The sequence below is a fragment of the Lentzea fradiae genome (genome assembly GCF_900100955.1).
Taxonomy (GTDB): domain Bacteria; phylum Actinomycetota; class Actinomycetes; order Mycobacteriales; family Pseudonocardiaceae; genus Lentzea; species Lentzea fradiae.
Window position 1 is genome coordinate 152,828 of record NZ_FNCC01000019.1, and the last position, 26,096, is coordinate 178,923.

Genomic DNA, 26,096 nt, shown 5'->3' on the forward strand with positions numbered 1-26,096 from the left:
TTCCCGGCGGCCCCGATACTCGACCTATACTTCGACTATCCGGTCGGCACGGGACCAGCGGGAGTCCTCGCGGAAGAGCGCGGCGAGCCCTTCGGCCGACTCGTCGAAGTAGAAGTGCCCGCCGGGCTGCACGACCGCCTCGAACGGCCCGATCGTGAGCTCCTGCCACCGGCGCACGTCGTCGGGCGACACCGAGTCGTCGGCGTCCCCGGCGATCGCGGTCACCGGACACGTCAGCGGCGCGGCCGTGCGGTACCGGTACGTCTCGATCATCCGGAAGTCGTTGCGCAGCGCGGGAAGCGAGAGCTGCCACAGCTCGTCGTCCGCCAGCAGCGCCGCACCGGAACCGCCGAGCGAACGGACGTACGCGCGGATCTCCTCGTCGGCGATGACCGTGGTGCGCGGCCGGCGCGCCGGTGGCGCGTCGCAGGCCGAGACGTACAGCCGCGCCAGCCGCGACGGGAACCGGGGTTGCAGGCGTCTCGCCACCTCGTACGCCACGGTGGCGCCCATGCTGTGCCCGAAGAACGCGGTCGGGCGGGTCAGCAGCGGCGCGATCTCCACCGCGATCTGCCCGGCCAGCGCGGCGATGTCGGCCGGTGGAGGGTCGCCGAAGCGGTCCTGGCGTCCCGGGTACTGCACGGCCACGACGGCCGTCGACGGACCGAGGAGCTCGGCCCAGCCCCGGAACGCGCTGGCCGCGCCGCCCGCGTGCGGGAAGCACACGAGCTGGCGCGGTGCCTGCGGCCGGGGCACGAAGGTGCGGAACGAGCGGAAGGACCTCACCGCGCCTCCAGCGAGACGGGCAGGCGCTTCAGGAACCGGAAGTTGATGCTCTCCAGCCACACCGGCGCCGGGTCCAGCAGCGTGAACGAGGAGAACCGGTCCAGGAACCGGGAGACGGCGATCTCGATCTCGGCCAGGGCGAGCGAGGCGCCGAGGCAGTAGTGGATGCCGTGCCCGAACGACAGGTGGTCGTGCGCCTTGCGCGTCACGTCCAGCCGGTCCGGCGACTCGTACCGCAGCGGGTCGCGGTTGCCGGCGCCGAGCACGAGCGCGACGGACTGGTCGCGTTCGATCCGGTGGCCCGCGATCTCGATCTCCTCGAGCGCGACGCGGCTGGTGAACTGCACCGAGCTGTCGTAGCGCATGAACTCGTGCGCGGCGTTGGCGGCGAGCGACGGCTGCTCGCGCAGCAGGGTCTGCTGGTCCGGGTGCTCGGCCAGGGCCAGCACGGCGTTGCCGATGAGGTGCGTGGTCGTCGCCTGGCCCGCGTCGATGAGCAGCAGGAAGTTCGCGAAGATCTCGTCCTCGGTGTACTCGTCGCGTTCGAGCCGGCCGGAGACCATCTTCGTGAAGAGGTCCGTGCCGGTGCCGTCGCGGCGGGCCTGCGCGCCCTCGTCGAACAGCCCGCGCAGCGCGGTGATCCGCGGGACCTCCCTGCGGGACTGGGTGAAGAACTCGTGCAGCAGGCCCTGCCAGCTCTCCAGCAGGTGCGCGCCGCGCTCCGGCACGCCCGCCAGCTGGGTGATCACGTCGCGGGTGAGCGGTTCGGAGAAGTCGGCGACCACGTCCATCCGGCCGCGGGCGGCGGCCTCGTCGAGCAGCTCCTCGACCCGTGCGGCGATCACCGACCGGATCTCCTTGATGAACCGCGGTGTCAGGCCGGGGCGCAGCAGCTGGCGCAGCCGGGTGTGCCGGGGCGGCTCGTTGAACAGCATCATGGGCGCCAGGGCGTCCTTCAGCGGCGCGAGCCCGGTGCGCGCGCTGTCCGGCAGCTGCTCGTAGAACGACTCGATGCGCGCGCCGGACAGCCGGGGGTCCTTGGACAGCTCGGTGATCTCCCGGTGTCCCAGCACGATCCAGGTGCGCATCCACTCGTCCCAGTGCACCGGCCCCGTCTCGCGCAGCCGCCGGTACAGCGGGTACGGGTCGGCCTGCCCGTACTGGCTGAACAGGCTCGTCGTCTCGATCGACTTGGTCACGTGGTCACTCCTTCGCGGTACCGCGTGGTGCGGATGACGGGCGAAAGCCCTGCGGTCACGGCCAGTGCGGCCATCACGGCGCTCACGCCGAGCACGGTGCTGCCCACGGTCAGCGAGGCCAGCAGGAAGCCGGCGGCGAGCGCGCCGAACGAGTTCGCGCCCGAGCTGAGCAGCCCGGCGACGGCGCCGACCCTGCCCTGCATGCCGTCCGGGGTGACCTGCACCTGGTACACGCCCGCCATCACGTTGATCAGCGCCCCGGCGAACGACATGCCCGCGAACACCGCGCCGAGCAGCACGGGGTTCGTGGTCAGCGCGACCAGCGGCATGAACGCCGCCCAGACCGCGAAGACGACGATGATCACCACGCCGGGCCGCAGCCTGCGCACGAACCACGAACCGCTCATCGCGCCCAGCACGCCGCCGACGCCGGACGCTGCGCCGATGACGCCGATGACGGCGGGTGAGCCGCCGCTGTTCCTGATCGTCACGGCGAGGCTCAGCGAGAGCACCTGGAACAGGACGTTGGTGCACCCCACCAGCAGCACGGCGGACCGCAGGAACCGTTGTCCCAGCAGCCATCGGATGCCCTCGGCGATCTCCGCCCGCACGTCACGCCGCCCGCTCTCGCGGGAGGTCTGGAACTCCTTGCGGATCAGCAGCAACGTCAGCAACGCCACGAGGTGGCCGAGCGCCGTGAAGACGAACGGCGCCCAGCGCACCAGCGCGAACAGCGCGCTGCCGAGCGGCTGGCCGAGCAGTCCCGCCGCCCGGCTGCGCGCCTCGTTCTGCGACAACGCGGCGGGCAGGTGCTCCGGCTCCACGACGTTGCGCACCGCCGCGCGTTCGGACAGGCGGTAGAAGATCTGCGCGCTGCCCTCCAGGAACGCGACGACCAGCAGGTGCGGCAGCCACAACGTCCCGAACAGCAACGAGACCGCCACGCTGCCGATCGACACGAACGACACGGCGTCGCAGGTGATCATCACGCGCCGCCGGTCCCAGCGGTCGACGAACACCCCGGCCGGCAGCTGGAGCAGCAGCATCGGCAGCAGTGCCGCGAAGCCGACGAGTCCCGCCTGGACCGGCGACCCGCCGTACCAGATCATCAGCAGCGGGTACGTGACACCGGTGATCGTGCCGCCCAGCGCGGAGATCCCCGCGCCCGTCCACAGCAGCCGGAAGTCCCGGTTCTGCCGCAGCGGGCGCGCCTGCGTGACGCTCACAGGTCACCGTCGAGCAGCGACGTGTGCTGCCGGACCACGGCGGCGCCCGCGTCCGAGTTGGTCAGCGCCACGAACCCGGTGCCCTGACCGATGCGGCACATCGCCATCGCGTGGTAGCCGCCGCCGGTGCCGCCGTGCCCGAACTGGACGTCCGTGCCGAGGTCGTCGACGACGACGCCGAGCCCGTACGCGCTGTGCCGGTGTTGCGGTGTCAGCATCTCCCGCGCCAGCTCCCGCGTCAGCACCGCTCCCGGCTCGCCGAGGTAGGACCGGCGGATCTCCAGCAGGAGCAGCGCGAGGTCGGCCGAGGTCGTCCAGAGCCCGGCCGCGGCCTGTCCCGGCCACAGCAGCCAGCCGCCGTCGACCGGACGGCCCTCCTCGTCGTGACCCGGCGCCGCGTCCCTGTCGTCGGGGAACGTGTGGCCGAAGCCGCTGTTCCTCATGCCGAGCGGCGTGAACACGAGGTCGCGGGCCAGTTCCGGGAACGGCCGCCCGGTGACGTCGGTCAGCAGCTGCTCCACCACCGTGTAGTGGATGTCCGCCTTGCGGAAGAGCGTTCCCGGCGCCACTCCCAGCCTGGTCTCGGCCAGCAGGTCGGTGAGCGCGGGGACGTCCGTGCCGCGCGGGTGGCCGGTGCTCGGCGTCGGTTCCAGCCCGGAGAGGTGCCCGAGCAGGTGCCGCAACGTCATGGGCGACGGCGCGGACCAGCTGGTCAGGTACGTGTTCACGTCCTCGTCGAGGTCGAGAACGCCTTGCCGCACCAGGTGCAGCGCGGCGAACGCCGTCACCGTCTTGCTCAGCGAGCCGACCTGGAAGACGGTGTCCCTGCCCGCCTCGCCGCGGCTCCGCACCTCGGCCAGCTCACCGTCCCGGATGACGGCGACACTCACGGCGGGGACGCTCACCCGTGCCTCGGTGGGAGCGGGCGGGACGCGGTCCATCGCCGCGGCCACGGCGGCGAGGCTGTCGTCCTGGTAGATCGCCAGCAGCGACAGCGTCCTGCCCGAGCGCCGGGCCGCGGCGATCACCTGGAACACCAGGATCGAGTGGCCGCCGAGCTCGAAGAACCGGTCCTGGGACCCGACCCGGTCGACGCCGAGCAGTGCGCTCCAGAGGTCCGCGAGCCACTGCTCGGTGTCCGTGATCGGTTCCTGGTACTGCCGCCGCGCGAACGCCTCCCCGTCCGGCGCCGGCAACGCGCGCTGGTCGAGCTTTCCGTTGGCGGTCAGCGGAATCCGGTCGAGCCGGACGAACGCGGCCGGGATCATGTGCGCGGGCAGCCGTTCGGTGAGCCAGCCCCGCAGCTCCTGCCGTTCGCCGACGACGTAGGCGACGAGCCGCTGCCCGTCGGCCACGACTCGGGCGTCGTCGACCCGCTCGGCCAGCACGGCCTCGATCTCGCCGAGCTCCACCCGGAACCCGCGGATCTTCACCTGCCCGTCGCCGCGGCCCAGGAAGTCGAGGTCGCCGGACGGCAGCACCCGCGCGAGGTCGCCGGTGCGGTACAGCCGGGAGCCGGGAGCACCGAACGGGTCCGGCACGAACCGCTCCGCCGTCAGCTCCGGCTGCCCCAGGTAACCGCGGGCCACGCCGGTTCCGCCGACGTACAGCTCCCCCGGCACGCCGACCGGCACCGGCTGCAGCCAGGAGTCCAGCACGTAGCTCGTCACCCCCGGCAGCGGCCTGCCGATCGGCACCACACCACCCTCATGACCGGCCGGGACCGTGAACTCGTTGGACGTCACCGTGATCTCGGTGGGCCCGTAGGAGTTGACCACCCGGCCGTCGGCCAGCGCGCGGGCCTCGGCGACGACGTGACCGGAGACGGCCTCGCCCCCGACCACCAGGTCCCTGGCGAGCACGCGGTCCACCTGGCCGATGACCAGCTCCAGGTGGCTGCGGGTCAGCTCGATGAAGTCGAACGGCCCGTTCTCGGCCAGCCACGACCCGAGTGCGTCGAGGTCCAGGTCCCCGGGCGCCACGGACAACGGCAGCCCGGCCGTCAGCGGTCCGTACACATTGGACACGACCATGTCGTAGGCGATCGAGGCGAACAGCGGCGCGCCCCGGTCGACCAGGTACTCCGACCTCACGTACGACAGGAAGTTCGCCAGGCCGCGGTGCGTGACCTGCACACCCTTGGGGCGGCCGGTCGACCCGGACGTGTAGATGACGTACGCCAGCCGGTCGAGGTCGGTGCTGCGTGCGGGAGCGTCGGACGGCAGGGCGTCGAGCGGCTCGGCGTCGACCAGCAGCCGGGGTCCGTCGAAGTCCGCCGCGCACGCCGACTCGGTGACCAGTGCGGCGCAGTCGCGCAGCATCCCGGCCAGCCGCACCGGCGGGAACGACGGGTCGAGCGGCACGTAGGCCGCGCCCGCCTTCCACACGCCCAGCAGCGTCGCGACGAGGTCCACGCCCCTGCCGAGCAGCACGCCGACGACCGACTCGGTGCCCACGCCCGCCGACCGCAGCCAGTGCGCGACGCGGTTGGCCCGCACGTCGAGCTCGGCGTAGGACACCGCCTTGCCGTCGTGGAGCACCGCGGGTGCGCCCGGAGTGGCCGCCACGTGCTCCTCGAACCGGTCGAGCGCGCAGCCGGTCACCGTCGCGGCCGGTCCGGCGGGCAGCACGAGCGAGTCCTCTGGCAGGAACGCCTCACGCGGGTCACCAGCGGTGTCGGCGGCGATCGCCTCCAGCACCGCCCGGTACATCGCCGCCAGCCGCTCCCCGTTCTCCCTGCTCACGAAGGACGCGTCGCAGGCGAGGAACACGCAGGCGTCGGAGGCGGTGACGGCGAGCGGGAACTCGTCGCGGCTGAAGCCCTCGGTGGGGTCGCCGGCGACGTCGAGCGTGCCGAAGTCCTCGTAGCTGAAGTACACCTGCACGAGACGCCCGCCACCGGCGAGCCCGTGCTGGATCGCGGGCATCGGGAAGTGCCGGTGCGGCCACGCCTCCAGCTCACGGTCGAACACCTGCCGGACGAGAGCGGCCCACGTCGGCGCGGACAGCTCCACCGGGAACGGCACGGTGTTGAGGTGCGTGCCGTACACCCGGTCGCCGCCGTCGGGACGGCAGTGGGTGACGAGCCCGGAGTGGAACCGCCGCGCGGGCGTCAGCTGCCCCAGCACCTTCAGGTGGGCGGCGAGCAGCACGCTCTTCACCGACACGCCGATCGCGGCCGCGGCCTCCCTGAGCGGCAGGTCGTCCAGCGGCACCCGGAGCTGGTAGCCGTCCCCGGCACCGCCCCAGCCGTCCGGCAGCGTGAACCGCTCGTAGGTGTCGACGACGTCCTGCCAGTACGCGCGGTCCTCTGTGGACTCCAGCGCCCGCAGCTCGGCGGCGACGGTGTCGGCGTAGCGCAGGACGGGCGGCGTGAAGACCGGCAGGTCGGCACCGTCGCGCATCGCCCGGTAGGTCTCCAGCAGCTCGGTCCGCAGGGTGCTGAACGTCCAGCCGTCGATGATCACGTGCGACTGGGTGATCGTGAGCTGCCACTCCCCGCCCGCCAGCCGGTGCACGCACACCCTCAGCAACGGCGCCTGGTCATGCGGGAGCAAGGTCTCGCTCTCGGTGCGCAACGCCGCGCGGACCACGTCGTCCGGGTCCTCGGCCGTGGTCAGGTCGACGACCTTCAACGGCACCAGAACGGACGAGTGGACGAGCTGCATCGGCACGGAGAACCGTTCCGTGTCAACGGACGTCCGCAGCGCGTCGTGCCGTTCGGCCAGAAGCTCCAGGGTCTTCCGCAACGCGTCGCGTGAGAACGGCTCGTCCGCTCCGATCCGCACGGACGCCACCCGGTGGTAGGCGCGCGGGCCGTCGCCGGACAGCATCTCGGCCAGCATGCCGGTCTGCGTCTGCGTCAACGGGTAGGCGTCGGCGAGACCGGACGGCAGCAGTGCGCGGTCGGCGTCCGTCAGCAGTGCGAACGGCGCCACCGGCTCCACCGCGCGAGCCCCGGAGGAGCGGGCGAGCAGCGCCGAGATCGTCTGGTGCCGCAGCACGTCGAGCGCCGTCACCAGCACTCCGGCCGCGCGCATCTCGCCGACGATCATCACCGCGCGGATCGAGTCGCCGCCGAGCTCGAAGAACCCGTCTGCCAGGCCGACGCGGTCGACGCCGAGCACCTGGCACCAGATCGCGGCGACCCGTTCCTCCAGCGGCGTCGCGGGGGCGACGAACTCGGCGCCCGCGAACGCGTCCCGGTCGGGGGCCGGCAACGCCCGCTTGTCCAGCTTCCCGTTGGGCGTCAGCGGAACGCGGTCGAGGACGGGGTACGCGGCCGGGATCATGTAGTCGGGCAACGTCCTGCCGAGCCACGCCCGCAGCTCGGCGGGATCGAGGTCGCCCGCCGGGACGACGTAGCCGACCAGGCTCTCGTCCCGCAGCACGACCACCGCCTCGCGCACGCCGGGGTGCCCGAGCAGCGCCGTCTCGATCTCGCCCAGCTCGACCCGGTAGCCGCGGATCTTGATCTGGTCGTCGGCCCGCCCGGCGAACTCCAGGCTGCCGTCCGGGCGGCGCACGGCCAGGTCGCCGCTGCGGTAGAGGCGGGAACCGGGCGCGCCGAACGGGTCGGGCACGAACCGTTCGGCCGTCAGCTCCGGCCGGTTCAGGTACCCCCGCGCCACACCGGGGCCGCCGACGTGGATCTCGCCGCGCGTCCCGGCCGGCACGAGGTTGCCGAAGGCGTCGAGCAGGTGCACGGTCAGGTCGCTCAGCGGCCTGCCGATCGGGTTGCCCGCGCCCGGCGCCAGGTCGCGCTTGGCCAGCCGGTGGTAGGTGGTGTGCACGGTCGTCTCGGTGATGCCGTACATGTTGACCAGCGCGACCCTGCCGAGACCGACGCGGTCGGCCCACGGCCGCAGTTCCGCGATCTCCAGCTTCTCGCCCGCGAAGACCACCGCCCGCAGGGACAGCCGCCCGATGCGTTCGTCGCCGTCCGCGGCGGCGGCCACGATCGACCGGAACGCCGACGGCGTCTGGCTGAGCACCGTGACCTCGTTGTCCACCAACAGGTCGAGGAAGTCCTCCGGTGAGCGAGTGACCTCACGCGGGACGACCACGAGCGTGCCGCCGTGCAGGAGCGCGCCCCACATCTCGAACACCGACACGTCGAACGCGTACGAGTGGAACATCGACCACACATCGGACTCGTCGAACGCGTAGTGCTCCTGCGCGGTCTCCATCAACCGCACGACGTTGGCATGGGTGAGGCACACGCCCTTGGGTTTGCCCGTCGAACCGGACGTGTAGATCGTGTAGATGAGGTTGTCCGGCACCGTGACGCGGGTGGGGTTGGTGTCCGGTCCGCCGGGCAGCTCGTTCATCACGGCCGCCGTCACGACGACCGAGACACCGGCGTCCTCCTGCACGTACCGCAGCCGCTCGGGCGGGTTCACCGGGTCCAGCGGCAGGTAGCCGGCGCCGGACTTCAGCACACCCAGCAACGCCGGCAACAGGTCAGGTCCGCGTTCCAGGGAGACACCGACCAGCTGCTCCGGACCGACACCCAGCCCACGCAGATGGTGCGCCAACCGGTTCGCCCGAGCGTTCAGCTCCGCATACGTCAACGACGCGCCACCGGCCACCACGGCGACCGCGTCCGGAGTGCGTTCCACCTGCTGCTCGAACAGCTCGTGCACGCAGGACGTGACGGGCCCGGCGGACGTGGTTCCCCTCGTCGCCTGTTCCAGCAACCGTTCGCGCTCGCCGCGCGGCAGGTACACCGCACGCGCGTCACCGTCCACATCGGACGCCATCGCCTCCAGCACCGAGCGGTACATCCCGGCGAGGCGTTCGGTGTTCGCCCGGCTGAGGACCCGCTCGTGCGAGTTCACCCAGAGCCGGTCGCCCCGGTTGAAGATCGACAGGTCGAACTCGTTGGGACCGATGTTCATCCGGGTCCCGGTGGCGACCCGGTCGGTGTCGACCTGGTGGAAGTCGAGGTAGTTGAACAGCACGTTGATCAGCCGTCCACCGCCCCACTCGTGCTGCACCGCGGGCATCGGGTAGCGGCGGTGCGCCCACAGCCGGACCTCGCCCTCGAAGACCTGCGTGAGCAGCTCGCGCCAGGTCCGGGCGCCGCGGTCGATGCCCATCGGCAGCGTGTTGAGGTACATGCCCGGCACGCGGTCCGCGCCGAGCACCTCGGGACGCACGTCGCACACCAGCCCGGTGTGGTAGGCGGGTTCGTCGGTGACCTGGCCCATGACCTTGAGGTGCGCGGCCAGCAGCACGCTCTTCATCGACACCCCGGCGGTCGCCGCCAGCGCGCGCAGCGACTCCCCGAGGTCCTCGAACGGCACCTCGACGTACACGCGTTCGTCGGAGTCGCCCGCCCACTCGGGCGGCATCGAGACCGGCACCTGCGAGGTGGTGACGTCCCTCCAGTACGCGCGGTCGGCGTCGGAGCGCAACGCGGCCAGCTCGCCCGCGATGGTGTCGGCGAAGCGCACCCGCGGCCGGTCGTACGGCGCGGGCTCCTCGCCGTCGCGGATCGCCCGGTAGACGTCGAGCAGCTCCATGAGCAGCAGGTGGTAGCTCCAGCCCTCGGTGATCGCGTGCGACTGGGTGAACGTCACCCACCACGCGTCGTCGCTCTCGACGTGCGCGATGATCCGCATGAGCGGCGCCTTCGCCACGTCGAACAGGGCCGCGCGCTGCTCGGCGGCGAGGTCCTGCCGGACCCGGCCGAGGTCCTCTTCCGAGAGTCCGCGGACGTCCCTGAACTCGACCGGGAGGTCCACCTCCCGGTGCACCAGCTGCACCGGCACGGAGAAGCCGGTGAGCCGGAACGACGTGCGCAGCACCTCGTGCCGGTCGGCGAGGACGCGGGCCGCCGCCTCCAGCGCGGCGGGCACGAGCGGCTCGGGTTCGGTCACCCGGAACGTGTTGATGATGTGGTACGGGTGGCGGCCGTCGTCGGCCAGCATCTCGATGATCATGCCGAGCTGCGTGCGGCCCACCGGGTAGGCGTCCACGACGTCGCCGGGCAGCGCGGCCCGGTCGGCGGCGGTGAGCAGCTCGAACGGCGCGACGAACACGTCGTCGCCCGCCGCGTCCCTGCCGGAGATCATCCGGCACAGGTTCTCGACCGTGCGCGCCTCGAAGACGTCCCTCACGGCGACGTCGAACCCGTCCGCGCGCAACGCGCCGACCAGGCCGACGGCCCGGATCGAGTCGCCGCCGAGGTCGAAGAACCCGTCCCGCACGCCGACCCGGTCGAGGCCGAGCGACGTCCGCCAGATCTCCGCGACGCGCTCCTCCACCGGGGTGCGCGGCGCGAGGTGGTCGCCGCGGGCGAACGCGTCGTCACCGGGCGCCGGGAGGGCCTTGCGGTCCTGCTTGCCGTTGGGCGTCAACGGGAACTCGTCCAGCAGCACGAACGCGGCGGGCACCATGTAGTCGGGCAGCGTGTCCGCGAGCCGGTCGCGCAGCGTCTCGCGGGAGACCTCCGCGACCGCCGTGTAGTAGGCGACGAGCCGTTCGTCGCGGACCACCACGAGCGCCTGGCCGACCTCGTCGGACGCGGCCAGCGCGGCCTCGATCTCACCGAGCTCGATCCGGTGCCCGCGCACCTTGACCTGGTCGTCGATCCGGCCGAGGAAGTCCAGCGCTCCGTCGGGCCGCCAGCTCACCAGGTCGCCGGTGCGGTAGAGCCGCGTGCCCGCCGGCCCGAACGGGTCGGGGACGAACCGCTCGGCCGTGAGGCCGGGCCGGTTCAGGTAGCCGCGGCCGACGCCGAGCCCGCCGACGAACAGCTCACCGGCGACACCGGACGGCACCGGCTCCAGCCGGGAGTCCAGGACGTACAGCCGGGTGTTGCGGATCGACTCGCCGATCGGCACCCGGTGCCCGCGCAGCTCACCGGACAGGAACGCGTGCGTCACGTCGTCCGAGCACTCGGTCGGGCCGTAGGCGTTGACGAGCGGGATGCGCGGGAACCTCGCGAACCACTGCGTGCACAGCTCGGGCGGCAGCGCCTCGCCGGTGACCATCAGCCACCGCAGGTCCGGCAGCTGCGGCACGGACCGCCCCTGCAAAGCGGTGCGCAGCAGGGACGGCACGACCTCCAGCACGGAGATCCGTTCGCGCGCGGTCAGGCCGAACAACGCCTCCGGGTCGAGCGCGGTGTGCGCGTCGACCACCCGCACCGCTCCGCCGACGACCAGCGGCGCGAGCATCTGCCACACCGAGATGTCGAACGTGGGCGAGGCGTTCTGCACCACGCTGTCGGCGGCGGTGAGGCCGAGGTCCTCGATCTTGGCGAGCAGGTGGTTGCCCATGCCGCCGCGGCGGACCATCACGCCCTTGGGGCGGCCGGTCGAGCCGGACGTGTAGATGACGTACGCCAGGTTGTCCGGCGTCGCCCGTGCGAGTGGGTTCCGCGCGGAGCGACCGGACCACTCCCCCGGCTCGTCGATCAGCACGGTGCGCTCGTGCGGCACGCTTTCGCTCACGGACTTCCGCGTGACCAGCAGCTTCGCGTCGGCGTCCGCGAGCACGAAGGCCAGCCGGGCGGACGGGGTCTCCGGGTCGAGCGGCAGGTAGGCGCCACCCGCCTTGAGCACCGCGAGCACGGAGACGACCATCTCGGGTGAGCGTTCGAGGCAGATGCCGACCAGCACCTCGGGTCCGACCCCGAGGTCGGTGAGGTGCGCGGCCAGCCGGTTCACCTCGGCGTTGAGATCGGCGTAGGTGGTCGTGCGGTCGTCCGCGGTGAGGGCGACCGCGTCCGGGGTGAGCGCGGCCCAGCGTTCGAACTCCTGCTCCACGCACAGGTCCAGCGGTTCGCGTTCGGTCGAGGACGCCTCGATGAGCAGCCGCCTGCGTTCCCCGGAGGGCAGGTAGGTCACGCGGGCGTCGCCGTCGGGGTCGGACACCATCGCGTCGAGCACGGCCCGGTACATCCCGGCGAGCCGCTCACCGTCCGCGCGGGACAGCGCGGCGGTGTTCGTGGTGAGGTTCAGCCGGTTCGGGCGACAGTGCAGCGTCAGGTCGAACTCGGTCTGCGACACCGTGTAGCGCGACTCGACGTCCGGTCCCGCCGACTCCTCCTTCGGCAGGTCGACGTAGTTGAACGCCACGTCCGCCAGCCGCCCGCCGCGCCACTCGCGCTGGATCGCGGGCATCGGGTACCGGCGGTGCGGCCACAGCCCGACCTCGCGGTCGAACACCTGGAGCACCAGCTCGCGCCACGTCCTGGCGGAGCGGTCCACCGCGAACGGCACGGTGTTGAGGTGCATGCCGTACACCCGGTCCGCGCCCAGCAGCTCGGGCCGCGCGTCGCACACCAGGCCGACGTGGAACGCCGGCGCCTCGGTCAGCTGGCCCATCACCTTGACGTGCGCCGCCAGCAGGACGCTCTTGACCGAGACGTGCAGCTCGGTCGCCAGCGCGGTCAGGCTGGCCACGATGTCGTCGAGCGGCACGTGCACGTCGTAGCTCTCGCCCGGTTCCTCGCCGCGCCACGACTCGGGCAGCGGCACCGGGGTGTGCGTGTTGACCACGTCACGCCAGTAGGAGACGTCCTCCTCCGACGCCAGCGACGCCAGCTCGGCGGCGATGTAGTCGGCGTACCGGACCTCCGGCGCGGTGTACGGCGCGGGCGCGGCACCCGACCGCAGCCGCCGGTAGCAGCCGACCAGCTCGGCCAGCAGCCAGTTGTGGCTCCAGCCCTCGGTGACCGCGTGCGGCCGGCACAGCGAGAGCCACCAGCCCTCGTCGTCGGTGACGTGCGCGGCGACCCGCAGCAGTGGCGCGGTGTCGAGGTCGAACTGCGCGTTGCGTTGCTCTACCAGCGTTTCCATCAACGCCTCGTCGTCGCGGCCGTGGAGCTCGTAGACCGTCACCGGCGTGTCCACGGCGCCGTGCACGACCTGCATCGGCACCGAGTAGGTGTAGAGGTCGAACGACGTGCGCAGCATGTCGTGCCGTGCCACGACGATCCGGGTTGCCTCGCGCAGCGCCTCCGCGGAGAACGGGCCGTCGTCGGTGATCCGGTACGACACGAAGCTGCGGTAGGTGTCGACGCCGGTCAGCATCTCGACCACCATGCCGGTCTGCACCAACGACATGGGGTAGGCGTCGACCGTGCCGTCCGGCAGCTTCGCCCGGTCCGGGGCACCGATCAGCTCGAACGGCTGAACCGGGCCGCGCGTGCCGGTGAGGCCGTCCCGGCCGGAGAGCACCGCGGCCAGGCCGCTGACCGTGCGGTGCTCGAAGACGTCGGGCACCGAGACGTCCACGCCGCCCGCCCGCAGCGCGCCGACCAGCCGCACCGCGCGGATCGAGTCGCCGCCGAGCTCGAAGAACCCGTCGTGCACGCCCACCCGGTCCACGCCCAGCACGTCCCGCCAGACCGAGCTGATCCGCTCCTCGACGGGGGTGCGCGGCGCCACGTAGCTCGTGCGGGCGAACGCGTCCTCGTCCGGGTCCGGCAGGGCCCGCTGGTCCAGCTTTCCGTTGGCCGTCAACGGGATCGACTCGATCGCCACGAACGCCGACGGCACCATGTAGTCCGGCAGCTCCCGGCCGAGCGCCTCGCGCAGGTCGTCCGGAGCCTCCGGGACGACGTAGGCGACGAGCCGTTCGTCTCGGGCGATCACGACCGCGTCCCGCACAGCGGGGTGCGCCGTGAGAGCCACCTCGATCTCACCCAGTTCGATGCGGTAACCGCGGATCTTGACCTGGTGGTCCAGTCGCCCGAGGAAGTCGAGGCTCCCGTCCGCCCGGCGGCGGGCCAGGTCACCACTGCGGTACAAGCGGGACCCCGGCGCGCCGAACGAGTCGGGCACGAACCGTTCCGCCGTCAGCTCCGGCCGGTTCAGATACCCGCGCGCCACACCGGGGCCACCGACGTGGATCTCGCCCGGCACGCCGAGCGGCACGAGGTGACCGGAAGCGTCCAGCAGGTGCACGGACAGGTCGCGCAACGGCCTGCCGATCGCGTTGCCCGACAGCAGGTCGGCCTCGGTGATCCGGTGGTAGGTCGTGTGCACGGTCGTCTCGGTGATGCCATACATGTTGACCAGCGCGACCCGGTCGAGGCCGATCCGGTCGGTCCACGGCCGCAGCTCGGCCATCTCCAGCTTCTCGCCCGCGAAGACCACGGCCCTCACCGCGAGCAGGTCGACCCTCGGGTCGGCGGCGTTGGCGACGATCGACCGGAACGCCGACGGCGTCTGGCTGAGCACCGTGACCCCGTTGTCCACCAACAGGTCGAGGAAGTCCTCCGGTGAACGAGTCACCTCACGCGGGACGACCACGAGCGTGCCGCCGTGCAGCAACGCACCCCACATCTCGAACACCGACACGTCGAACGCGTACGAGTGGAACATCGACCACACATCGGACTCGTCGAACGCGTAATGCTCCTGCGCGGTCTCCATCAACCGCACCACGTTGCGGTGGGTCAGCACACAGCCCTTGGGCTTGCCCGTGGAACCGGACGTGTAGATCGTGTAGATCGCGTTGTCCGGCACCGTGACGTGGACGGGGTTGGTCTCGGGTCCGTCGGGCAGCTCGGCGAGCATCGACGCGGTCACGACAACGGAGACACCGGCGTCGTCCCGCACGAACTGCAACCGCTCGGGCGGGTTCACCGGGTCCAGCGGCAGATAACCCGCACCCGACTTCAACACACCCAGCAACGCCGGCAACAGGTCAGGCCCGCGTTCCAACGACACGCCAACCAACTGCTCCGGACCCGCACCCAGTCCACGCAGATGATGCGCCAACCGGTTCGCCCGAGCATTCAGCTCCGCGTACGTCAACGACACATCTCCGGCCACCACGGCAACCGCGTCCGGAGTGCGTTCCACCTGCTGCTCGAACAGCTCGTGCACGGACGCCGTCACGGGCACCGGCCGCGTCTCGCCCAGTTCGCGCAGCAAAGCCCGTTCGGCCTCGGGCAGGTAGACCTCCCGCGCGTCACCGTCCACATCGGACGCCATCGCTTCCAGCACCGCGCGGAACATCTGCGCGACGCGCTCGGCGTTGGACTGGCTGAGCACGTGGGAGTTGCTGCTGATGCTCAGCAGGCCGCCCAAGGTGGTGATGGCGAGCCCGAACTCGTTGGGGGCGTCGTTGAAGCCCCAGCCGTCCTCGGCCACCTCGGAGTCGAGCCGGTGGAAGTCGAGGTAGCCGAAGAACACGTCCACGAGGCGGTCGCCGCCGCCGCGGATGGCGGGCATCGGGTAGTGCCGGTGCGACCACGCCTCGATCTCCCGGTCGGACACCTGGCGCACCAGCTCCCGCCACGTGCGGGCGGTGCGGTCGGCGGGGAACGGCAGGGTGTTCAGGAAGTTGCCGAACAGCCGGTCGGCGCCGGTCGCCTCCGGCCGCGAGTGCGTGACCAGACCGGTGTGGAACGCGGGCTCGTCGGTCAGCTGGCTCATCACCTTGACGTGCGCGGCGACCAGCACGCTCTTCACCGACACCTTGGCCGCGGCGGCCAGTGCGCGCAGCCCGTCCGCCAGGTCGCCGAAGTCGATCCCGGCGCGCACGGTCTCCCGCGGCGCGGCGAGGTCGCCGTGCCAGCCGGCGGGGATCGTGAACTTGGCGTGCTCGTCGACCACACGCCGCCAGTAGGCGCCGTCCTCCTCGGACTCCAGGGCCGCCAGCTCGGCGGCGACGAAGTCCGCGTACCGCACGGGAACGGGCTCGTACCGTTCGGCGTCGAGGTCGTCGCGCACCCGGCGGTAGCAGCCCACCAGCTCCATCAGGAAGAGCTGGTTGCTCCAGCCGTCCATGACCGCGTGGTTCTGCGTGAACGAGCACAGCCACTGGTCGTCGGCCATGACGTGCGCGAACACCCGCAGCAGCGGCGACCCGGCGGACAGGTCGAACACATCCGCCCGTTCGGCGGCCACGAAGTCCGACACCGCGGCACGCCGTTCCCGCATGGCGAGCGGACGAAGGTCGCGCCATCCTGTCGGCGTCACGGCACTGGCGTGCACGAGCTGCATCGGCACCGAGAAGTCGGTCAGGTGCACCGACGTGCGCAGCACGTCGTGACGGGAGACGACGATCTGCACCGCGCGTTCGAACGCGGCCGGGTCGAACGGCCGGTCGTCGTGCACCACATACACGTTGACGTTGTGGTAGTTGCTGCGGCCGGTGTCGGCGAGCATCTCGACCAGCATGCCGGTCTGCACCTGCGACAACGGGTACGCGTCGGCGACCCCGTCCGGCAGTGCGGCCCGGTCGGCGTCCGAGACCAGGGCGAACGGCGCGACGAACTCCTCGGCGGCGGCCGCGTCACGTCCGGACAGCTGCGCGCACAACGCGGCCACGGTGCGGTGGTCGAAGACGTCCTTCACCGACACGTCGAGACCGGCTCCGCGCAGGGCGCCGATCAGCGCCACGGCCCGGATCGAGTCGCCGCCGAGCTCGAAGAAGTCGTCGTGCACGCCCAGCACGTCCGCTCCGAGCACGTCGGACCACACCGCCGCGACCCGTTCCTCCAGCGGGGTGCGCGGCGCCACGACAGAGGTGCGCGCGAAGGCGTCGTCACCGGGTGCGGGCAGCGCGTTGCGGTCGAGCTTGCCGTTGGCGTTCAACGGGATGGCGTCGAGCGGCACGAAGGCGGACGGCAGCATGTAGGCGGGCAGCACGGGCTCCAGCCGGGCCCGCAGCTCGGCGGGGTCGGGCGTCTCTCCGGCGACCAGGTACGCGACGAGCTGCTTCTCGCCGGGGGCGTCCTCGCGCAGCACCACCCGGACGTCCGCGACGCGCGGGTCCTCGGCGATGCGCGCCTCGATCTCGCCGAGCTCGACCCGGTAGCCGCGGATCTTGACCTGGCCGTCGCCGCGGCCGAGGAAGTCGACGTCGCCGGACGGCAGCAGCCGCACGACGTCGCCGCTGCGGTACAGCCGCGCGCCGGGAGGGCCGTAGGGGTCGGGCAGGAAGCGTTCGGCGGTGAGCTCCGGACGGTCGGCGTACCCGCGTGCGACACCGGCGCCGCCGACGTACAGCTCGCCGGGCACCCCGACCGGCACCGGCTCAAGCCGCCGGTCCAGCACGTACATCGTCACGTTCGGCAGCGGCCGTCCGATGGGCTGGACCTCGGCGGTGACGGGGCCTTCGACCGGGTACACGCAGGTGCCGACCGAGGTCTCGGTGGGGCCGTACTCGTTGACCAGCCGGACGTCCGGGGCGATCTCCTGCCACGCCGTCACGACGCGGCGCGTCAACGCCTCACCGGCGACGACGAGCACGGACGCGAGTCCGTTCGCCTGCTCCGGCGTGAGCTGGTGCGTCAGCACCTCCAGGTGCGCGGGCGTGAGCTTGATGAAGCTGTACGGCGTGGTCCGCGCCAGATAGGCGCCGAGCGCGCCGAGGTCGGTGTCCTGCGGCACCATGTGCACGGCCTGCCCGGCCAGCACCGGGGCCCACAGGTTCGGCACCACGAGGTCGAACGCGATGGACGAGAACAGCGGAGCGCCGCCGGTTCCCTGCGAGGCCAGCTCCTCCACGGCCCAGCGCACGTGGTTCACCAGGCCGCGGTGCGGCACCTGGACGCCCTTGGGCCGCCCGGTGGAGCCGGACGTGTAGATCACGTACGCGAGCCGGTCGAGGTCCGCGACCCGCTCCGGCGCGCTCGTCGGCAGCTCCGACACGTCGTCGACGTCCACGACCAGCGTCCGGCCGTCGTAGCCGCCCAGGTACTCGGACTGCGTGACCAGCACGGCGGCCTCGGCGTCGGCGAGCATGCCCGTGACGCGGGCGGCCGGGAACGACGGGTCCATCGGCAGGTACGCGCCACCCGCCTTCCACACGCCCAGCAGGCACGCGAGCAGGTCGGCACCGCGATCGAGCAGGACGCCGACGACCGACTCCGTGCCGACGCCCAGCTCGCGCAGCCGGTGCGCGTACTGGTTGGCTAGCGCGTCCAGCTCCACGTAGGTGAGCCGCCGGTCGCCCGCGACCACCGCGACCGCGTCCGGCGTGCGCGCGACCTGCCGTTCGAAGAGCTCGTAGGTGCACAGGTCCACCGGCGGGACCGGGTTCACGGCCCACTCGCCGAGCGTCAGCGCGCGTTCCTCGTCGGGCACGAACGTCTTCTGGGCGTCCCGCGCCGGGTCGGCGGCCATGTCCGCCAGCACCGCGCGGAACATGGCGGCGATGCGTTCGGTGTTCGCGAGGCTCAGCGACTGCGAGCTCGCGGTCAGGAAGATGTGCTTGTTGCGCGAGGAGATCGTGAGCGGGAACTCGGTGGGGCTGTCGTCGATGCCGACGGCCGCGTCCACCAGGTCCGTGTCGACCTGCCGGAAGTCCTGGTAGTTGAAGAAGACGTCGATCAGCCGCTGCGCGTCACCGAGCTCGCGCTGCACCGCGGGCAGCGGGTACCGGCGGTGCGCCCACGACTCGACCTCCTGCGCGAACACCTGCCGCACCAGGTCGAGCCACGTGCTCGCGCCGCGGTCGAACGGCAGCGGCAGCGTGTTGAGGTACATGCCGAACACCCGGTCCGCGCCGAGCACCTCCGGCCGAACGTCGTACACCAGGCCGCCGTGGAACGACGGCGCGTCGGTCAGCTGGCTCATCACCTTCAGGTAGGCCGACAGCATGACGCTCTTCAGCGACGCCTTGGCGGTCGCGGCGAGCGCGCGCAGCCCGGGTTCCAGGTCGTCCCAGGGAATTCGCACGTGGTGGGTGGTGCGCGGGACGTCCGGCGCGTCGCCCCAGCCGGTGGGCAGGGTGACCTTCGGGTACCGCGTGACGACGTCCCGCCAGTAAGCACCGTCCACACCGGACGACAGCGACTCCAGCTCGGCGGCGACGGAGTCGGCGAACCGGACGTCGGGGCGGTCGTACGGCTCGGGCTCGGCACCGTCGCGCAGGGCGTGGTAGAGCCGCAACAGCTCCATCAGCAACGAGTGGTAGCTCCACCCCTCCATCACCGGGTGGCACTCGGTGATGGAGATCCACCAGTTGTCCGTGCCGGTGAGGTGCGCGTGGAAGCGCATCAGGGTGGGCTCGGTGAGGTCGAACGGCGTGGCGCGCTGGTCCCGGACGAACTCCTGCAACGACGCCATCTGCCCCTCGTCGTCGAGGTGGCCGATGTCGCGCTGCCCGATCGTCATGGTCGCGGTGGCGTGCACCAGCTGCAACGGCACCGAGTAGTCGGTGAGGTGCACTGACGTGCGGAGCATGTCGTGCCGTTCCACGACGATCTCGGCCGCGCGCTCGAACGCCTCCCAGGAGAACGGGCGGTCGTCGAGGATTCGGAAGCAGGAGCAGTTGTGGTAGTTGTTCGAGCTGTCGTCGGCCAGCATCTCGATGACCATGCCGGTCTGGATCTGCGACAACGGGTAGGCGTCGACGACACCGTCCGGCAGCGCCGCGCGGTCCTCCGCGGAGATCAGCGAGAACGGCTGGACCAGTGCCTGGTCGGCGGCGGACAGCCCGGTGCGCCCGGTGATCAGCTCGCACAGCTCGGCCACGGTGCGGCGGTCGAACACGTCGCGCACCGCGAGGTCGAACCCTTCCGCACGCAGCGCGCCCACGAGCGCGACGGCACGGATCGAGTCGCCGCCGAGGTCGAAGAAGCTGTCGTGCACGCCGACGCGTTCCACCTCCAGCGCGATGGCCCACACGCGGGCGACCTGCTCCTCCACGGGCGTCCGCGGTGCGACGTACTCGCCGTGGGCGAACGCGTCGAGGTCCGGCGCGGGCAGAGCGCGCCGGTCGAGCTTTCCGTTGGGAGTCAACGGGAACGCGCCGAGCGTGACGAACGCGGCCGGCACCATGTAGTCCGGCAGGTCACGGCCCAGCACCTCGCGCAGGTCGTCCGGGATCTCGTCACCGGACGGCACGACGTAGGCGACGAGCCGTTCGTCGCGGGCGATCACGACCGCGTCCCGGACGCCGGGGTGCGCGGCGAGCGCCACCTCGATCTCACCCAGCTCGATGCGGTAACCGCGGATCTTCACCTGGTGGTCCAGGCGACCGAGGAAGTCCAGGCTCCCGTCCGCCCGGCGACGAGCCAGGTCGCCACTGCGGTACAACCGGGAACCGGGTGCGCCGAACGGGTTCGGCACGAACCGTTCCGCCGTCAGCTCCGGCCGGTTCAGATACCCGCGCGCGACACCGGGACCGGCGACGTGGATCTCGCCGGGCACGCCGATCGGCGCGGGGTTGCCGAACGGGTCGAGCAGGTAGACGCGGAGGTCGCTGAGCGGCCGTCCGACCGGGTTGCCCGCCGAGACCGCGAGGTCGTCCTCCCGCACCTCGTAGTACGTGGTGTGGACGGTGGTCTCGGTGATGCCGTACATGTTGGCCAGCACCGGGTTGCGCAGCCCGCGCCGGTCGGCCCACGGCCGCAGCTCGGGCATCTCCAGCTTCTCGCCCGCGAAGACCACCACCCGCACCGCGAGCCGGTCGACCCGGTCGTCCCCGTCGGCGGCGGCGGTGACCAGCGAGCGGAACGCCGAGGGTGTCTGGCTGAGCACCGTGACCTCGTTGTCCACCAGGAGGTCCAGGAAGTCCTCCGGTGAACGGGTCACCTCTCGCGGCACCACCACGAGCGTGCCGCCGAACAGCAACGCGCCCCACATCTCGAACACCGAGACGTCGAACGCGTAGGAGTGGAACATCGACCACACGTCGGACTCGTTGAACTCGTAGTGCTCCTGGGCGGTGCGCATCAGGCGCACGACGTTCGCGTGGGTCAGCACGCAGCCCTTGGGCTTGCCCGTCGAACCGGACGTGTAGATCACGTAGATGACGTTGTCCGAAGTGGACGAAGACTCGGGGTTCGTCTCCGGCCGCTGCGCCGTCGAGGCGAGGTCGACCACGACGCCGTCGTGCACGCTCTCGACCAGGGACCGCGACGACGCGTCGGTCACCACGATCTCCACCCCGGCGTCCGCCAGGACGTAGCCGAGCCGGTCCGCCGGGTTCACCGGGTCCAGCGGCACGTAGCCCGCACCGGACTTCAGCACGCCCAGCAGCGCCGGCAGCAGGTCGGGGCCGCGTTCCAGGCACACGCCGACGAGCGACTCCGGGCCGACGCCCAGCGACTGGAGGTGGTGCGCGAGCCGGTTGGCGCGGACGTTGAGCTCCGCGTAGGTCAGCGAGACGTCACCGGCGACGACGGCGGTCGCGTCCGGGGTGCGCTCGACCTGGTCCTCGAACAACGCGTGCACGCGGTCGGTCACCGGCTCCACCCCACCAGGAGCGGTGACGAGCGCGAGCTCCTCGGCACCGAGGATCTCCAGGCGGGACAACGGGGTGGTGTCGTCGGCGAGCGCGGACTCCAGCAGCCGCACCAGATGACCGGCCATGCGCCGGACGGTCTCCTCCCCGAACAACGACGTCGCGTACACGAGCTGACCGGCGAACGAGCCGTCCGGCAGGTCGTTGACCTGCAGTTCGAGGTCGCACTTCGCGACCCGGCCGGTGGCCTCGCACGGCTCCGCGGTGACGCCGGGCAGCGTGAACGGCGTGCCCGCGCGCTCGTGCATGGTGAACGCGATCTGGTACAGCGGCGTGCGGGACATGTCCCGTTCGGGCCGCAGGTCGTCGACGAGCCGCGCGAACGGGACGGCCTGGTGGTCGTAGGCGTCCACGAGCGTGCCGCGGACCTGCTTGAGCAGGTCGCGGAACGCCGGGTCGCCGTCCCAGCGGGTGCGCAGCACGAGGTTGTTGATGCCGTAGCCGATGAGCCCTTGCAGCTCCGGGCGCGTCCGGCCGGAGACGGTCGTGCCGACCGGCACATCCTGCTGCCCGGTGTAGCGGGCGACGAGCGCCTGGAACGCGGCGAGCAGCACGACGAACGGCGTCGCGTCGTAGCGCCGCCCGACCTCCCTGATCCGGGCGGCCAGCGCGGCGGGAATCCCGAACGAGACCGCGTCGCCCGACGAGTCGCGCACGGGAGGACGCGCGAAGTCGGCGGGCAGGTCCGCGGGTTCCAGCCCGGCGAGCTGCCGGTGCCAGTAGCCGAGCTGGCGGGACGACTCGGACTCGTCGCGCTGCCACACCGCGTAGTCCGCGTACTGCGTCGTCAACGGGGGCAGCGGCGAGGGCTCACCGGCGAGGAACGCCGCGTACAGGGCGCTCAGCTCGGTCCCGACGACCCTGGTGGACCAGGCGTCGAACGCGACGTGGTGGAAGACCACGGTGAGGACGTGGTCGTCACCGGCGACCCGCAGCAGCCTCGCCCGCACCGGCCAGTCGTGCTCCAGGTCGAACGGCGTGGTGGCGTCGGCCGCGACGGCCGCGTCCACTCCGTCCACACCGGACAGTCCGACGACCGGCAGGCCGAGCGGCACCGCCGGGTCGATCACCTGGACGGGTTCGGCGCCGTCGAGCACGTACCGGGTGCGCAGGACCTCGTGCCGCGCCACCAGCTCCGACCACGCCCGCTCCAGCGCCCCGGTGTCGAGCGGCCCGCGCAGGCGGAACGCCAGCGGCACCAGGTACTCGGCGCTGTCGGGCTCCAGCCGGTTGAGGAACCACATCTGCTGCTGCCCGTGGGACAGCGGCAGCGGCAGGGACCGGTCCGCCCTGCCGATGCCCTGCCGCCTGCCGCGCACGCCGCCGCTGAGCCGGCGGCGCAGGAGCTCGTCCCTGAGGGCGGCGGTGCCGGTCTGCTCGATCTCGCCGGTGCTCATCTGTCTCGTTCCTCCCGTGCCCGGACGTGCCCAAGGTGTCGACGACGGCGCAGCGAAAAGCGCGTCCGGTCGCCCGAACGCGTTGTCCGCTGCCGTGAGCGCGTTACTCCGCGGCTGCTTCCGCCATGCGGCGGCGCAGGCTCAACGGGCGCATGTCCGTCCACACCTCACCGATGTGCGCGAGGCAGTCGGCACGGGTTCCCCCGGTGCCGTCCGCACGCCATCCGGCGGGCAGGTCCCGGTCGGCAGGCCAGATCGAGTACTGCTCCTCGTCGTTCACGACGACGAGGTAGGTCTGCTTGTCGTCCAGTTCCTCTGCCACGAGAACTCCTCACGCGATCGGTTGGTCGCCTGAAGAGTTCTCGTGGGGCCAATACTGGGTCTATACCCGAACTATCCGGCGGCCGGCCGTGCCGTCCCGTTCGGAAAGCCTTGGCACGTGGGAAAACCTGCCGAGGCCGCCCGGCAGTACCCAGGCGCGGTCGCCGAGGACGGCCAGTGCGGCGGGCAGCAGCACCCCGCGCACGACCGTCGCGTCGATCAGGATCGCCACGGCCATGCCGACGCCGAGCATCTTGTACTCGATGGCGCTGAGCGTGACGAACACGGCGAACACGGCCGTCATGATCACCGCCGCGCTGGTCACGACGCCCGCGCTGCCGCCGACGCCGCCCACGATCGCGGAGCGGGCGTCCGCTCCGCCGGTCCAGCGTTCCCTGACCCGGCTGAGGATGAAGATGTGGTAGTCCATGCTCAGCCCGAACAGCAGCACGAACATGAACAGCGGCAGCCACCCGACCACGCCGCCGTAGGACGTGAAGCCCAGCACCGAGCCGAGGTGCCCGTCCTGGAACACCCAGGTGAGCACGCCGTACGCGGCGCCGATCGACAGCAGGTTGAGGCCGATCGAGACGAGCGGGATCGCGAGCGCCCGGAACGCCACCACGAGCAGCACGAACGCCAGCGCCAGGACGAAGGCGAACACGGCCGGGGTCGTGGCGCGCACCTGGTCGGTGAAGTCGTGGGCGAACGCCGTCTTGCCCGCCACCGCGAACTCGACGCCGTCGACCTGCCCGAACGTCGCGGGCAGCGCCGTGTCCCGCAGGTGCTCCAGCGCCCGGTCGGACTCGTCGTCGGTGCCGGACCCCGACAACGGCACCCTGATCACCAGCGCGTCGTCCACCAGCGCCGTCGACATCGGCTCGTGCAACAGGCCGCCGCTCGCGGCGATCGCGCCGTGCAGCCCGTCCGCCGCCGCCCGCGCCCCGTCCAGGTCGCCCCACACGACGACCTGCGCCGGGGTGGGCGCACCGGGGAACGCCTCCTGCATGCGGATCGCGCCGTCGACGGCGGCCACCGACCGGGGCAGGCTGTTCACCGCCGCGGCGTCCTGCAGCCGCATGTCCAGCGCGGGCACCGCCAGCACCACGAGGCCGAGCGCGGCGAGACCGCCCCACAGCCACGGGCGGCGCACCACGACGCGGGCCACCGCCGACCACACCCGCGACTCGCTCACCGTCGTGCGGTGGCGGCTCACCCGCAGCCGGTCCACCCGCGGTCCCAGCAGGGACAGCAGTGCGGGCAGCGCGGTCACCGAGCCGAGCACGGCGAGCCCGACGATCAGCACGGTGCCGACGGTGAGCCCGCGGAAGTTGTCCAGGCCGGTGAACAGCAGGCCCGCCACGCACAGCATCACCGTCAGCCCGGACACCGCGACGACCCGTCCGGACGTGCGCGCGGTGACCCGCAACGCCTCCTCCACGGTCTTGCCCGCCGCCCGCTCCTCACGTTCGCGGCGCAGGTAGAACAGCGCGTAGTCGATGCCGACCGCGATCCCGATGAGCAGGATCATCGACGACGTCGCGCTGTTGACCGGGATCCAGTCGCCGATCAGCGCGATCAGGCCGAACGCGGCGGCGACCGCGGTTCCGGCCAGCAGCAGCGGAACCGCCGCCGCGACCAGCGAACCGAATACCACCAGCAGGATCAGCGCCGTGATCGGCAGCGAGATCAGCTCCGAGCGCTGGAAGTCGTCCTTGATCGCCTGGTCGACGGCCTTCGCGAGGCTCTGGTCACCGGCCTGCGCGAGCCGTGCGCCGGGGTGGCGTGCCGCGGTGTCCGACACCGTTGTCACGACGGTGTCGTAGTGCGCCTTGACCTCCTCGTTCGGCCCGGCGACGTGGAACGTCACCAGCACCGAGCCCTCCGACTCCCGCCGGCTCAGCTCGGTGACGGCGTTCGTCCCGCGCAACGCCGACACCAGGTCGTCGGCCGCCGCCGCCCGTCCCGCGCCGTCCACCAGCACGTTCTCCCGCACCGGGGCGTAGGTGGGCTGCCGGTCCAGCACCTCGGTGGCCCGGCCGCTCTCCCCGGGATCTCGCGCGGAGGCGCCGTCCCCTCCCAGCCCACCGGCCAGCACGGCCAGCAGCACCAACAACGACCACCCGGCCACCGCCAGTACGCGGTGCCGGACCGACCACCCGGCCACCCGCTCCACCAGAGCGGCGTTCGACCTGCCTGCGCGCAGCATCGGCTAAGGTCCTTCCTCGAAGGAGTTGCCTGCAGAGACCTCGCCCTCGGGCGAGTGGTGCTTCTTCGCTGGGCCGCCGAGTTGCCGCTCGTCGGCCCAGCACTCGCTTACTCGACCTCTTTGAGAACCCTCTCGACGGACTGCAACCGGGTCTGCACCTCGGCCAGCCGCTCCCCCAGCTCGCCGAGCCTGCGCTCGGCGCCCTCCTGGGCCGCGACGGCCCGTTCCGCCAGGGCGCGGTACTCGCTCTCCCTGGCCAGCGCCGCCTTGGCCCGCCACGTCGCGGCGAGCTGCCAGATGCCGACGGTGCCGACGGCTGTGATCAGGACGAACACCCCGACGACGCCGATGATCTCCTGCCAGTCGTAGGGGCTCATGCCTGCGATCCCTTCTCCGCACTGATGTCCGTGCTGGTGAGCGTGCGCACGGCGGCGGCCACCGACTCCGGCGACAGCTCGACCGCGAACGGCTCGATCTCGTAGAACTTCAACGCCTTGCCGTCCTCGGACAGCTCCAGGTGCGCGCGCACCAGCCTCGCTGCCTCGAGCTTGCGCAGGTGGACCTGCAGCAACGCCCGGCTGATCCCCAGCTCGCGAGCGAGCGCGCTCACGTAGTTGCGCTCACGGGTGAGCGCCGCCAAGACCCGCAACCGGTGCGGGTTGGCCAGCGTCGCGAGGATGCGCACCAGCTCATCCCCGGTCACAACTGAACCCTGCACATGCCACAAAATGTT

At 71.8% G+C, this 26,096-nt stretch carries 8 protein-coding genes; all 8 read right to left on the reverse strand.

Annotated features, from left to right (window positions below; translation table 11 throughout):
* Positions 1 to 24 precede the first annotated feature (24 nt).
* Positions 25 to 786, reverse strand: a complete 762-nt coding sequence (locus BLT23_RS35565; RefSeq protein ID WP_176947074.1) for a thioesterase II family protein — start codon at positions 784 to 786, stop codon at positions 25 to 27.
* Positions 783 to 1,985, reverse strand: coding sequence for a cytochrome P450 (locus BLT23_RS35570; RefSeq protein ID WP_090058537.1), 1,203 nt, complete (start codon positions 1,983 to 1,985; stop codon positions 783 to 785). The genes BLT23_RS35565 and BLT23_RS35570 overlap by 4 nt, the downstream gene beginning before the upstream one ends.
* Positions 1,982 to 3,211 (reverse strand): MFS transporter, encoded by a 1,230-nt coding sequence (locus tag BLT23_RS35575; RefSeq protein ID WP_090058539.1) that lies wholly within the window; start codon positions 3,209 to 3,211, stop codon positions 1,982 to 1,984. The genes BLT23_RS35570 and BLT23_RS35575 overlap by 4 nt, the downstream gene beginning before the upstream one ends.
* On the reverse strand, positions 3,208 to 22,833 hold the full coding sequence (locus BLT23_RS35580) for a non-ribosomal peptide synthetase (protein ID WP_090058542.1): 19,626 nt from the start codon (positions 22,831 to 22,833) through the stop codon (positions 3,208 to 3,210). Before BLT23_RS35580 ends, BLT23_RS35575 begins: the two co-directional genes overlap by 4 nt.
* A 103-nt stretch (positions 22,834 to 22,936) precedes the next feature.
* On the reverse strand, positions 22,937 to 23,155 hold the full coding sequence (locus BLT23_RS35585) for an MbtH family protein (RefSeq protein ID WP_090058545.1): 219 nt from the start codon (positions 23,153 to 23,155) through the stop codon (positions 22,937 to 22,939).
* A 60-nt stretch (positions 23,156 to 23,215) separates the two neighbouring features.
* Positions 23,216 to 25,363: an MMPL family transporter gene (locus BLT23_RS35590; RefSeq protein ID WP_090058548.1), complete on the reverse strand. Its 2,148-nt coding sequence runs from the start codon at positions 25,361 to 25,363 to the stop codon at positions 23,216 to 23,218.
* Positions 25,364 to 25,470: 107 nt separating this feature from the next.
* Positions 25,471 to 25,740, reverse strand: coding sequence for a hypothetical protein (locus tag BLT23_RS35595; RefSeq protein ID WP_090058551.1), 270 nt, complete (start codon positions 25,738 to 25,740; stop codon positions 25,471 to 25,473).
* Positions 25,737 to 26,066, reverse strand: coding sequence for an ArsR/SmtB family transcription factor (locus BLT23_RS35600; RefSeq protein WP_245744528.1), 330 nt, complete (start codon positions 26,064 to 26,066; stop codon positions 25,737 to 25,739). The genes BLT23_RS35595 and BLT23_RS35600 overlap by 4 nt, the downstream gene beginning before the upstream one ends.
* Between the last annotated feature and the right edge of the window lie 30 nt (positions 26,067 to 26,096).